Annotated in this window: 12 protein-coding genes; 10 read left to right on the top strand and 2 right to left on the bottom strand. The window is 49.2% G+C overall.

From position 1 onward, the window contains the following. The first annotated feature begins 67 nt into the window (after nucleotides 1-67). The 5 genes from Q1A54_RS12710 (at nucleotide 68) to Q1A54_RS12690 (ending at nucleotide 5,557) form a co-directional block, all read left to right on the top strand. On the top strand, nucleotides 68-592 hold the full coding sequence (locus tag Q1A54_RS12710; RefSeq protein WP_299988639.1) for a HEAT repeat domain-containing protein: 525 nt from the start codon (nucleotides 68-70) through the stop codon (nucleotides 590-592). Nucleotides 593-685: 93 nt separating this feature from the next. Beyond that, a complete protein-coding gene (locus Q1A54_RS12705; protein ID WP_299988637.1) occupies nucleotides 686-2,014 on the top strand; it encodes a toxin-antitoxin system YwqK family antitoxin in 1,329 nt (442 codons plus the stop codon). A gap of 141 nt (nucleotides 2,015-2,155) precedes the next feature. Further along, a complete protein-coding gene (locus Q1A54_RS12700; RefSeq protein WP_299988634.1) occupies nucleotides 2,156-3,328 on the top strand; it encodes a hypothetical protein in 1,173 nt (390 codons plus the stop codon). A 17-nt stretch (nucleotides 3,329-3,345) separates the two neighbouring features. Next, nucleotides 3,346-3,792, top strand: coding sequence for a GNAT family N-acetyltransferase (locus tag Q1A54_RS12695; protein WP_299988631.1), 447 nt, complete (start codon nucleotides 3,346-3,348; stop codon nucleotides 3,790-3,792). A 97-nt stretch (nucleotides 3,793-3,889) separates the two neighbouring features. Then, a complete protein-coding gene (locus Q1A54_RS12690) occupies nucleotides 3,890-5,557 on the top strand; it encodes an alpha-amylase family protein (RefSeq protein ID WP_196115509.1) in 1,668 nt (555 codons plus the stop codon). A 145-nt stretch (nucleotides 5,558-5,702) separates the two neighbouring features. Here Q1A54_RS12690 and Q1A54_RS12685 read toward each other — a convergent pair whose 3' ends face one another. Beyond that, nucleotides 5,703-6,845: a DEAD/DEAH box helicase gene (locus Q1A54_RS12685; RefSeq protein ID WP_196115507.1), complete on the bottom strand. Its 1,143-nt coding sequence runs from the start codon at nucleotides 6,843-6,845 to the stop codon at nucleotides 5,703-5,705. A 56-nt stretch (nucleotides 6,846-6,901) separates the two neighbouring features. Beyond that, a complete protein-coding gene (locus tag Q1A54_RS12680) occupies nucleotides 6,902-7,648 on the bottom strand; it encodes a multidrug transporter (protein WP_230392020.1) in 747 nt (248 codons plus the stop codon). Between the two features lie 307 nt (nucleotides 7,649-7,955). Here Q1A54_RS12680 and bioB point away from each other — a divergent pair, with 307 nt between their 5' ends. The 5 genes from bioB (at nucleotide 7,956) to bioA (ending at nucleotide 13,072) form a co-directional block, all read left to right on the top strand. Beyond that, a complete protein-coding gene (gene bioB, locus Q1A54_RS12675) occupies nucleotides 7,956-8,954 on the top strand; it encodes a biotin synthase BioB (protein WP_196115505.1) in 999 nt (332 codons plus the stop codon). A 245-nt stretch (nucleotides 8,955-9,199) separates the two neighbouring features. Beyond that, on the top strand, nucleotides 9,200-10,333 hold the full coding sequence (locus tag Q1A54_RS12670; RefSeq protein ID WP_299988624.1) for an 8-amino-7-oxononanoate synthase: 1,134 nt from the start codon (nucleotides 9,200-9,202) through the stop codon (nucleotides 10,331-10,333). Further along, nucleotides 10,330-10,944, top strand: coding sequence for a dethiobiotin synthase (gene bioD / locus Q1A54_RS12665; RefSeq protein ID WP_299988621.1), 615 nt, complete (start codon nucleotides 10,330-10,332; stop codon nucleotides 10,942-10,944). The genes Q1A54_RS12670 and bioD overlap by 4 nt, the downstream gene beginning before the upstream one ends. Before the next feature lie 181 nt (nucleotides 10,945-11,125). Continuing rightward, on the top strand, nucleotides 11,126-11,695 hold the full coding sequence (locus tag Q1A54_RS12660) for a hypothetical protein (RefSeq protein WP_299988619.1): 570 nt from the start codon (nucleotides 11,126-11,128) through the stop codon (nucleotides 11,693-11,695). A gap of 48 nt (nucleotides 11,696-11,743) precedes the next feature. After that, nucleotides 11,744-13,072, top strand: coding sequence for an adenosylmethionine--8-amino-7-oxononanoate transaminase (bioA, locus tag Q1A54_RS12655; protein ID WP_299988617.1), 1,329 nt, complete (start codon nucleotides 11,744-11,746; stop codon nucleotides 13,070-13,072). Nucleotides 13,073-13,339: the final 267 nt, after the last annotated feature.

Below are 13,339 nucleotides of genomic sequence, written 5' to 3'. Positions count from 1 at the left end.
TTTATACCTTGGCCTGCAGATTAAACTGTTTGACCTACTTTTGGTGTTTATCCAATTTGAATCGTTTATGTCATTAGAAAACGAGCTAGCAAAGTTCTGGGAATGGGCCAATATGACGCCCGATACTTACAATGAAAACAGAGGCTTAGGCGAGTGGGAAGCGGAATATCCCGGATGGGACGCACTCTACAAAGCAGCTAACGATGCGCTGGAGCAACTAAATCAGGAGTTTAACCATGATCTGGCGCAACTGCTGGTATATGCGCTGGCCATTGACAACGAAGCGGGTGTAGTGCTGAAAAGTGTAGAGGAGAAGCTGGAAACCCCATTGCGGTTTGTGCGGAAGGCTGTTTTTTCTGACCAGCCACAGGCCAAGTGGCAAATGGCCGAATTGCTTGGAAACGTTGATGTGGAGGGTCGAGAGAAGATGCTGCTGCAGCTGATCAACAGTGAGGACAAGTATGTGGTAAGACGCGCCTTGCTGAGCCTGAACAAAGTAAACCGTGCCAAGGCAGTGGAACTGGCGCAGCAATACGTGCGGGATACCGACCCGTTTATGAAATTAGTGGCAAAAGAGATCACCAAAAAATAGCCATACATCAGATTAAGCGATACAAGAGTTCATTTTTTCGTTTTGAACTGATTGTGCTGCTAAGTATAAAATTACCAGACAGATAAAGTACCTATGTCTAAATTGCTTTCAATCTTACCTGCAGTCTTGCTCATCAGCGCTGCTGCTTTCGGGCAGACTCAACGCAAAGTGGTAACCTATCACGACGGGTCCATGACCACTGTGAAGGAGGTGTACTACATGACACCGGACTCGGCTATTGTAGGTTACTACAACCGCTACTATCCTACCGGCGAGCGGGAAGCCTTTGCCAAATTTGTGGAGGGCAAAAAGGACAGTGTATTCACGGAGTTCTACCAGAACGGACAGCCCCGCATGCAGGTAACCTACGTGCAGGATCAGAAACAGGGACCTTTCAAGGCTTTCCATCCGGACGGCCGTCTGCTGCAGGAAGGCAGCTACGATAAGGACCAGCAGAGCGACATGTTCAAGACTTTTTATGCGGATGGCAAGGTGCGTAAGGAAACCTCTTTTGTAAACGGCTTCCCTGAGGGGCTGGTGCGGGAGTTTTACCCGAACGGAAAACTGAAATCAGAAATCACCTACAAGAACAGCCAGCAGAACGGTCCAGCCAAAACATACTTTGAAAACGGTAACCTCGAAACGGAGGCCACTTACCGCAACGGTATGCTGGAAGGATCCTACAAAACTTACTTTGATAATGGCCAACTCGAAACCGAAGTAATCAATGTGGCTGGTCAGCGTAACGGCACGTTCAAAAGCTACTACCGCAGCGGAAAACTCAGCACCGAGGGCAGCTTTGTGTCTGGTAAAATGCACGGCCCTTCTAAATCATACTTCGAGAACGGCAACCTGCGCAGCATGATCACCTACCGCAACGGGCAGATACAGGGTCTTTCACAGGTATACTTTGAAGACGGGAAACTGAAGGAAGAAGGTCAATACAGCAATAATGGCGATGACCGCAAGATCACAACCTACTACCCTTCCGGCAACCTAAAAGCCGAGGAGCAATTCAAAAACAAACTACGCTCTGGCAGCTGGAAAACCTACTATGACGCTCCGGGCAAGAAGGTAGAGGTAGCTGAAACCTACAACGCCGACAAACTGACCGGGGAGCGTATTGTTTACTATGAAAATGGTCAGGCCAAGGCGAAGTATACCTATGGCAAGGGCGATGGCAAGATCGTGAGCAGTCAGGAGTTTTATGAAAACGGCAAGCTCAAGTCCGAAACGAGCTACAAAGACGGGCTGCGCTTTGGTCCCTACAAGCAGTACTTCGAAGACGGTAAAGTAGAGGTACTCGGCCAGCACCGAAACAACAGAGCCACAGGCACCTGGAAGTACCACAACGATGAAGGCAAGGTATACAAGACACGACTTTACCGCAACGGTGAAGTTGTAGAGGAGAAAGAGAAGTAGACTTGTTGAAGGTATAGAAGAGTCCCCCGCTTGTTAAAAGTGGGGGATTTTTTTGTTTAGGCTAGAACTGATCGCCTGTATTTCGAATGCAATGTCTATATTTAAAACCCATTTCCGAACTACCATTTACCATCTATTTCCATGCTTGCATATAAGACAGCAAAGGGCCCTGCCCTATTCATTTACATTGCTGCTCCAGTCTTTATTCTACTCGGGTTGTTCTGCCTCTATGTTCCATTTATGGTCGGACAAGCTAACCCTCTTCCGCTCGTTATTATTTTATGGCCCATGGCTATTGGATTCATTGTTTTCCTTTCCATCGGATTACTTGACACCATAAAAGGCAGGATCATTGTTCATGAAGACAGGATTCAAGTCATCAAAACATTATCTGACAGATCGTTGCAGTTCGACGAGATTAAAGGCTATCGTATTGCACAAGGTTATTTGTATGTTGAATCCACTATACCTGATAAGAAACGATTAAAATTTAGCTCATCTATCGGAAATAGTGATGCGTTTTATACCTGGCTCACTAATTCCTTCCCTCACCTCGACGATGTAGAAATTATAGAGGAGTCACAAGAAATTTTAACAAATGCGCATTACGGGCGAACTGTTGAAGAAAGAGAGGCCACGTTTAATGCGGCACGCAAAAAAGCGAAAGTATTGAACTGGACAGGTGGTCTGGCATGCGCTTGGGCCCTGTTTTGGCCAGAACCATACGAGTATGCCATACTTACTGCGATCGCTATACCGCTCATCACGCTTATTACCATAAAATTCTCTGATGGTCTTTTCAGGCTTAATGAAAATAAAGAAAGCACCTATCCATCGGTGTCATTGGCTATGTTCGCACCAAGCTTTGCACTTGGGTTAAGGGGACTTCTCGACTTCAATATTTTCGAATACTCCAATGTTTGGATACTGATGTCCATCTTATCTGGAATTTTGTTCGCTATCTTTTTCTATCGCAACCAGGAATTTAACTTCCGAAGGGCGAAAGGTTACGTAGCTACTTCCAGCATCGCTATTGTTTTGTTGTGCTATAGTTACGGAGCAGTTATTATGCTTAATTGCTTTTACGACACATCAGAGAGTCAACAGTATACTGCAACCGTTGTTAACAAACGTATCAGTACTGGCAAAAATACTTCATACTATCTTGAACTGACCAAATGGGGCAATCAGGTTAAAAATGATGAGGTATCTGTGACAGAAGAATTTTACAATCAGTTTGAGAATGGGGATGAAGTAACTGTTTATTTTCAGAAAGGGCAGTTTGATATTCCGTGGTTCTTTTTAACCGAATAAGCTAATTCTATACATTTATGCTCTTCCGCGAAGCCACCACCGCCGACATTCCCCAACTCCAGATCATCCGCCACTCCGTAAAAGAGAACATCCTCTCCGACCCGACACTGGTGACAGACGAACTGTGCGCGCTATACCTGACCGAGCGCGGCAAAGGCTGGGTATGCGAAGTTGATGGTCAAGTGGTCGGCTTCTCAATCGTCGACCTGCAGGAGCACAATGTGTGGGCTTTGTTTATGCTACCGGAATTTGAAGGCCAAGGTATAGGCAAGCAACTGCACCGCATCATGCTCGACTGGTACTTCCGGCAAACGAAAGAACCAATCTGGCTAGGCACCGACCCCGGCACAAGAGCCGAGGCCTTTTATCGTCGGCAAGGCTGGCGCCAGACAGGTATACACGGTGGTTCTGAAATCAAATTTGAAATGCGTTACGAAGACTGGCAGGTCAAACCAAAGCGCTAACGAAAAGCTCAACTAAACTTATACCTCCCCTCCCGACTTTCAACGCCAAACTCCCGTATAGACGAATCAAGTTTTAACCAACCAAAACCGATTCACTATGCTTGAAGAGCTCTGGTACAAAAACGCCATCATCTACAGCCTCGATCTCGAAACATTCATGGACCTGAACGGCGATGGCGTGGGTGACTTTGCAGGTCTGGCCCGCCGTCTCGATTACCTCAACGCCATGGGCATCGACTGCGTTTGGCTAGCCCCATTCCAACCTACCCCCAACAAAGACAACGGTTACGATGTGTATGATTACTACGGTGTCGATCAACGGCACGGCTCCAGCGGCGACTTTGTAGAGTTCATGCACCAGGCTAACAAGCGCGGCATCAAGGTCATCATCGATCTGGTGGTGAACCATACCTCTGACCAGCACCCCTGGTTTCAGGATGCGCGCAGCAGCGAAGATGCCGAGCACCGCGACTGGTATGTATGGTCTAAGAAGAAACCTTCTGACTGGGATGAGGGCATGGTGTTCCCGGGGGTGCAAGAATCTACCTGGACCTACGACAAGAAAGCGAAGTCCTGGTATTTCCACCGCTTCTACGAGTTTCAGCCCGATCTTAACATGGACAACCCCAAGGTACGTGAAGAGATTCAGCGCATCATGGGCTTTTGGCTGCAATTAGGAGTTTGCGGCTTCAGGGTTGATGCTGTGCCTTTTATGATCGAGTCGCCGGTACCGGGTTCTGATAACCATGAACTGAACTTTGATTACCTGCGCGACATGCGACGCTTTCTGCAGTGGCGGCGTGGTGATGCAATTCTGCTGGGCGAAGCTAACGTACTCCCCGAAGAAACTAAAAAATACTTTGGTGATAAAGGGGATGGCATTCAGATGATGTTCAACTTTTATGTTAACCAGCATCTGTTTTACGCCTTAGCAACCGGTGAAATAGAGCCTCTGGTAGAGGCCCTGGAAGAAACACGCACCCACATGCCTACGGTGCAGTGGGCTCACTTCCTGCGCAACCACGACGAACTGGACCTGGGTCGCCTAACTGATGAACAGCGTGAAAAGGTTTTTGCCCGCTTCGCCCCGGATAAAGACATGCAGCTTTATGATCGGGGCATCCGCCGTCGTCTTTCTACCATGCTGGGAAATCGCCAACAAAGTGAGTTAGCCTATAGCCTGATGTTCTCTTTACCGGGCACTCCCGTTATCCGCTATGGCGATGAGATAGGTATGGGGGATGACCTGAGCCTCAATGAACGGGACGCCGTGCGCACACCAATGCAATGGACCGATGACCACCAGGCGGGTTTTTCCGAAGCCGACAAACTGGTGCATCCTGTCATCGACAAAGGCCCTTACTCTTATCACCATGTGAATGTAGAAAACCAGCGCCGTGAACCTAATTCACTTCTAAACTGGATGACAGCCCTGATCCGCTTAAGGCAGGAGTGTACCGAGATTGGCTTTGGCGATTGGCAAATCCTGAAAACGAACAAACCGAAGGTACTCTGCATGCATTACAGTTGGCAAGGCAGCTCCCTGATTATCCTGCACAACTTCGATGAGAAAGCGCACGAGGTAATTTTAGACTTAAAGCAAAAGCAAAACGGCCAAAAAGAAAAAGAGCAAAAGCTGGTCGACCTGATGGTAAATTATGAAAGTGAGACCGACGACAAAGGCAGGCACTATATCACCTTAGACGCCTACGGCTATCGCTGGTTCCGGACCGGTGACCTGAGTCACTTGCTCAAGAAGAGTTAGAAAAGCATGAATGGCATAAGTATGGGTGCCTGAGGTAATCAGATGCTACTGGTGGAAGTAGGGGGAAACTATACTAAGATCCTTTTAGGATGGTAAAAAAGGAATCGCTGCCTCCCCTCTACATGGCGTTTGCAGCCATGATTTCTTACTGCCCCTGCAAATCGATTTCGTCGGTCGGCAGTATTTCTACTCTTACTCCCATTTTCTTCTGGATGATCTTGAAGTGATGCGCATCTTCTGGCGTAATCAGCGAAATGGCTTCGCCAGAGGCTTCGGCACGACCGGTGCGGCCGATGCGGTGCACGTAGTCTTTTGGAGAGCGTGGCAATTCGTAGTTGATCACATAGGGCAGGAACTTGATGTCTATACCTCGTGAGGCCAGATCGGTGGCGACCAGTACGCGGAGCTTGCCGGCCTTGAACTGACGAAGCGCCTCTGTTCTACCGCCCTGACTTCTGTCACCGTGAAAAGCGGCGGCTTCAATTCCATGCTTTTTGAGTTTACCCACCACATTATCGGCCGTGCGGATGGACGAAGCAAATACCAGCACCTGCTGCATGTCGTGCTGCCGGATCAGGTAACGAAGCAGCGGCCCCTTTTTCTCGGGTCCTACCTGGTAGGCCACCTGCTTGATCAACTCCGGCACCGTGGCCTCCTCCTGCACGGTTACCCGCACCGGATCTGTCAGGAGTTTGCTGATCAAATCCTCCACATCCTGGCTCAGTGTAGCTGAGAAGAGGAGGTTTTGCCGTCGGGCAGGCAACATGCCGAGTAGCTTGTTTACCTCTTCCTGAAAGCCCAAATTCAGCATTTTGTCAGCCTCGTCGAGCACCAGCGTTTCCACTTCCGACAGGTGCACCGCTTTGTTTTCGATCAGGTCGAGTAGTCGGCCAGGTGTGGCAACGAGCACATCTGTACCACTCAGTTTCATCATCTGCGGGTTGATCGAGATACCTCCATACACGGCCAGTGTCTTCACCGGTCTGTCCAGTCCTTTGCCAAAAGCTTTGAATACCTCTTCGATCTGTACTGCCAGTTCGCGTGTCGGCACTAGCACCAGTGTGCGCACATAGCGGTTGCGACCGGCCTGCTTCTGCTGGTATAGCTCCAGTATAGGCAGCGCGAAACTGGCCGTCTTGCCCGAACCCGTCTGGGCTATACCTAGCAGGTCCTTACCTTTCAGAATGGCAGGTATAGCCTGTGTCTGAATAGGATAAGGAGCAGTATAGCCTTGCTCTTGAATGGAACGAAGCAGTGGTGCCGAAAGGCCTAATGACGAAAATGACATAGATTCAGGTATAGATCGCCGGGCGACCTGCCCGCGCACCGGCAAAGGTACACATATTATACGTCTCTGTTTTTGGGAGCAATCAGGACCTGGGTGCCATATCTTGTCAGGTAGTCGAGCAGCGCATAAATAAACAGCGCTACCCCTGACATTTCCATCAACTCTTCCAGGCAGTAGAGGATGCGGTTGTACAGGTGATCAAGTCCGTAGCGCTTGTACAGGTAGCCTTCAAAAAACTCCAGTCCGAGCGCACCGCCCACAAACAGCGCCCCCGACAGCAGGATCAGGTTACGGGTATAAGTAGGCAGGCGAAGCACAAACCCGATAAAATAAGCAACAACAGCCAATGTGAGCACGCTATAGGGCACCACCCAGGCCCAATGCAGCATACCCGACAGGTCAGTTGCCAGACGCGGACGCACAAAATCCGCCACCCGCTCGTGTATCTGTGTGTTCTCATCGATGGCCATAAACAGGAAGATGCACCCCAAGATAAACCAATGACGGGTATAATGTTCCTGTGCCGCGTTTCTCTGCTGACGGTTTATCAGAAAGAGGAGTCCACTAGCCGCTAACAACATCACCGAAGAGAAAAAAGCAGGTATGTTGCTCTCGCCGTTGAAATTAAAATAGTGTACCAGCAAGCGGGTCAGCCTCGACTCGTATTGCAACACACTCTCCAGTATGATTCCTGCAATATCAGCCAGCAGCAGCACGAAAATAATGACAGCGAGCTTCCGAAGCACATTTTCAGGGGAAAGCAACAAGGGTGTGGTGGTAGGAGAAGTAGAGGTCAAATGCATATTTCAACGATGAAGAAGAGATCGGTACAATTTACAGATTCAGGTATACCCCAAAATCCCTTCTTCTGTTGCCCTGTACAAAGCCTGAGGCCATCAACCAGCAAGTCCGGCTTCAACTTTATTTCCACAGCCTAAGGGTCGCGCAGCCCTACCAAAAGCTGCTTCCCAACAAATTAACAAACCATTTTTTCCACAGAAATAGTACATGTGCTTAAATAGTTAACAAGTTATCCACTGAACATACCCCCAACCTTGATTTTTTATTCCTAAATCTTCAAATTATCTTCGTAATCCAAACCCGATAAACATGACGCAAGACGGACTAAACGCAGCCATACGTAACGACTGGACACTGGAGGAGATCAAAGCGATCTACTATAAACCGGTGTTGGAACTGATTGTAGAAGCAGCCAATGTACATAAACAGCACCAGGCTACTGGTGAGGTGCAGGTATGTACTTTGTTGTCAGTGAAAACCGGTGGCTGTCCGGAAGACTGCTCTTACTGTCCGCAGGCAGCTCGTTTCCACACGGGTGTGGATGTGCACAAACTGTTGAGCCAGGAGCAAGTACTTACAGCGGCTCAGCGTGCCAAAGACGGCGGTTCTACCCGCTTCTGCATGGGTGCCGCCTGGCGCGAAGTGCGCGACAACCGCGACTTCGACAAAGTGCTTGACATGGTGAAAGGTGTAAACGAGATGGGACTGGAAGTTTGCTGTACCTTGGGTATGGTGAACGAGTACCAGGCTGAAAAGCTGAAAGAAGCTGGCCTGTACGCCTACAACCACAACCTCGACACTTCTGAGGAAAACTATTCCAACATCATCACGACCCGTACCTACGACGACCGTCTCGATACGATTGAGAACGTGCGCAAGGCAGGTATATCCGTTTGCTCAGGTGGCATTATCGGTTTGGGAGAAACTGACGAGGACCGTATCGGCATGCTCCATACCTTGTCTACCCTGGTGCAGCACCCGGAATCTGTACCGGTAAATGCGCTGGTACCGGTAAAAGGCACGCCACTGGAAAACCAGCCGCTGGTTACCGTTTGGGAAATGGTCCGCATGATCGCCACTGCCCGTATTTTGATGCCGAAGACCATGGTACGCCTGTCAGCAGGCCGTGAGCGCATGAGTGTAACCGATCAAGCCCTTTGCTTCCTGGCCGGTGCAAACTCCATCTTCACAGGCGAAAAGCTTCTGACGACGCCGAACCCGGACTTCGACGCCGACAAAGCCATGTTTGACCTGTTGGGTCTTACTCCAAGAAAGTCCTTTAAAGAAGAAGCACAGCACGTTTGCTAGGTCTTTGGTGATAAAAATTGCCGGAAAGCCTCTTCGCTCTGTCATCCTGAAAGGATCCTGGTCGAAGGATTAAGGCAATAGCTATAACACACCCCTGCCTCTCTCAAGAGGGAATCTCGGTGTCAAAGCACTATCGTGATGATACCGATGTCATACTTCAGGAGATGACATTATTTTGATCTCTAAACTTTAGAGGCATCAAGACATTAACCCTATATTGAAATCAGAAAACTGAGTTCTAACCCATGTCTGATGTCCTGAAAAATAAACTACAGCAGAAGCTGGCGGAACGGGCAGTACAGGATACTTTGCGTACGCTCAAAACCACCGCCGGACTAGTTGACTTCTGCTCCAACGATTACCTCGGCCTTGCTCGCAGTGAGAAACTGCGGGCACTTATCCACAAGGAAGAGGAGCACTATAGACATTTACCATTGGGGGCAACGGGCTCCCGACTGCTATCCGGCAACCACGGCCTTTTCGAAGAGTTGGAAGGTATCATTGCGACCTACCACAAGGGGGAGGCGGCTTTGCTTTTCAATTCGGGGTATACGGCCAACGTGGGCCTGCTGTCTGCCTTGCCGCAGCGCGGTGATACCGTGTTTTATGACGAGGCCAGCCATGCTTCTATGAAAGACGGTCTGCGCCTGAGCTTTGCCAAAACCTACGCCTTCCGCCACAACAGCGTGGAAGACCTGCGTCAGAAGTTGAAGCACGCAACCGGTCAGGTATATGTGGTAGTGGAATCGGTTTACTCCATGGATGGCGACAAAGCCCCGCTAAAGGAGCTGTCTCAGGTATGTAATGAGCACAGTGCTGCTTTGATTGTAGACGAGGCCCATGCTGTGGGTTTGTACGGACCGAATGGCGAAGGATTAACAGTGGCACTAGGGCTGCAGGACCAGGTATTTGCGCAAGTGATCACCTATGGCAAAGCCATGGGCAGTCACGGAGCAGCCGTGGTTGGGCCCAAGGTGCTGCGCGACTTTTTGATTAACTATAGTAGAGCATTTATTTACACCACAGGTCTGCCAACGCATGCGCTGGTGGCCCTGAAGTGCGCTTATACCCTGCTGCCCGAACTCGCGCCTGAGCGTGAGCACGTGCAGCAACTCGCGACCCGACTGTACCAGAAACTGAACAAACTTAGCGGCATACGCTGCACCCCGGAAAACAGTGTTATCCTATCTGTTTTCCCGCAACAGTCCCGGCAACTCAAGGCATTGGCGACTGCTCTGCAACAAGCTGGATTTGATGTGCGCCCCGTGCTGCCCCCTACTGTGCCCATTGGTACAGAACGGCTCCGCGTGATTGTGCATGCCTATAATAGTGAAGAAGAAATTGACGGCCTCGTGCAGGCCATAGCGAAAGGTACATGAAAAGATATTTTGTAACAGGCATCGGAACGGACGTTGGCAAAACAGTTGCCGCAGCCATTCTCACCGAAGCCCTGCAGGCCGACTACTGGAAACCCGTACAGGCGGGCGGTCTAGACTTTACCGACACAGACACGGTTAAAAGTCTTATTTCAAATGAAAAATCCGTATTTCACCCTGAAGCCTACCGCCTCAAGATGGCCGCCTCTCCCCACAAAGCGGCAGCCGCTGAAGGTATAGAGATCGACGTGCACGGATTAAAGCTTCCCGAAACCCAGAACAACCTGATCGTTGAAGGCGCGGGCGGTTTGATGGTGCCCTTGAACAAGCGCTATCTGGTGCTGGACTTGGTGCAGCAATTAGGCTTGGAAGTGATTCTGGTTTCCAGAAACTACCTTGGCAGCATCAACCATACCTTGCTCACGGCGGAGGTATTGCGTTACCGCAAAGTGCCGGTGGCAGGCATTATTTTCAACGGAGAAGAAAACCAAACGTCCGAGGACTTCATCATCAAGTATACAGGTTTGCGCCGTCTGCCGTCCATCCGTCAGGAAGCCGACTTCTGCCAAGAGGCTGTAGCTGAGTATGCTAAGAGTTTCACGCCATACCTGTAAGCTCACATAACAAGGGATAAACAAAACAGTTGACTATCGATTAAACTCTACTATATAGTATACGCTATTTCAGATTTTAACCCAGGACAGGTCCCAGACAAGGAAATCTGCCTATCAGGAATACTACGGTTTCTAGTCCATAATTTAACCTGGTGCTTTACCTGAAATTTAGATCCGGCACATGAGCGCAGAAGAATTGTTGCAGGCATTAAGTTTTCCACTTGGCAAAGTGCAGGTGCAGGAACTTGCAGCAAAATCAAACTCAGGTAAATTACAGGTGAAGGATTTGCTGGAGCTTTGCTTTGTTAAGCATACCTCTTCTGTTGCTTTTAGGGCAGCCTGGGTGTTGGAACATGTGGCCTATTCCTTCCCGAAACAGTTCACACCTCATTTGCCAACTTTCATCGCGCAGCTGCCCGAGCAGCATAACCTGAGTTGCCAGAGGCATTTCACCAAAATACTCATGTGCTGTGCTAACCCTGAGGCAAAGCCGGTTTATAAAGCTGCCTGGCGTGCTTTACCTGACCGCTCCGTTGTAGTAGAGACGATGTTTGAATGGTTGATCCAGACACGCACACCCGTTGCAGTAAAAGTCAACTGCCTGGATGTACTGGTATACCTGCAGGATGAGTTTCCGTGGATAAAAGACGAGCTGAAAGACCAAATTGAATTTCTGCTAAAAGATGGCTCTCCCGCCATGCGCAGCCGGGGCAAAAGGATACTGAAACGGTTTTTCAGGCAGGATTCGTAGGCATTCCCCGCCGTCTTTTATACTTTCGCACCAAAGCCTATATCATCTATGTCTGCTTCCGACAATCTAGCCAACCGCGACCAGCAGGTCATTTGGCATCCTTACACGCAAATGAAAACCGCCGCACTCCCTATACCGATCGTACGGGGCGAAGGGGCGCTTCTCTATGCGGAGGACGGAAAAAGCTATATTGATGCCGTAGCATCCTGGTGGGTAAATCTGCATGGTCATGCTCACCCTTACATCGCGCAGAAAGTAGCGGAGCAACTGCAGACGCTGGAACACGTGATTTTTGCGGGCTTTACCCATCCTGCTGCCGTTACCTTTGCCGAACGACTGCTTCTAATACTCCCGCAAGGACAGAGCCGCATCTTTTACTCTGACAACGGCTCTACTGCTGTGGAAGTCGCTCTCAAAATGGCAATCCAGTACTGGCAGAACAAAGGTATACCCAAGCGTAAAATCATCGCCTTTCGTGACAGCTACCACGGCGACACCTTCGGCGCCATGGCTGTGAGTGCCCGTAGTGCTTTCACGGCTCCGTTCTGGTCTTATTTGTTTGAAGTTTGTTTCATCGATGTGCCTATACCTGGGCAGGAAGAGGAGACCGTAAAACAATTGGAAGCATATGCCCACGGCGGAGACATAGCCGCTTTTATTTACGAACCACTTGTGCTCGGTACGGCGGGCATGGTCATGTATAGCCCATCCGTGCTTGATCAACTGCTCTCCATCTGCCAGCAACACGACATCCTGACCATTGCTGATGAAGTGATGACCGGCTTTGGCCGCACCGGCCTCACCTTCGCCAGCGACTACCTGCAGCGCAAGCCTGACATGCTTACCCTATCGAAAGGGCTCACAGGTGGCACAATGGCCTTAGGGGCAACCTCCTGCAACGAAAAAATCTATGAAGCTTTCCTAAGCGACGACAAGCACAAGACACTGTTCCACGGCCATAGCTACACAGGCAATCCGGTTGCCTGCGCCGCCGGTCTGGCCAGCATGGATTTGTTGCTACAAGCAGAAACGCAAGAGCATATCGACCGCATTGGTCAGCGCCACACTGCATTTGCCGAACAATTTAAGGCATTGCCTAAGGTGCTGGAAGTGCGGCGGCAGGGCACTATTCTGGCTGTGGAGTTCGAAGCCGACGGCACTTCTTATTTTAATAAACTTGGCGATACGTTGTATAGCTTCGCCTTGGAGCAAGGCGTTATCCTACGTCCTCTTGGAAACATTATTTATGTTATCCCCCCTTACTGTATTACAGATCAGCAGCTGGAACAGGTATACCGTACGATGCAAGGTATGCAGGAGCTGATTACGGGCACACGCTATTTTGAGCCGCCTAAGCAGACAACGCTGCATGATTAGACTTTCAATCAACTTTTACTTCCAAATCTTCAATTTAACTGCAAGCAAATTTCTAAAAGTCAAATTATTATATTTTATTAAATTATCTTTTAAATCAAAATCTCAACCCAAATCAGAAACCTTAAAAAATATATTTCGTTTAAGCTGTCTCCTACTATACAACACTAATTTAAACAATCCTAAGACTCACTATTACTGTTCGATTAGCAGATTCTCCAAATTTAGAAAAAAACTTCCCAAATTTGGAATTAATTAACTTATCGTGTC

Source organism: uncultured Pontibacter sp., assembly GCF_947502515.1.
Classification (GTDB): Bacteria; Bacteroidota; Bacteroidia; order Cytophagales; family Hymenobacteraceae; genus Pontibacter.
This window is presented reverse-complemented; position numbering and strand designations above follow the sequence as displayed.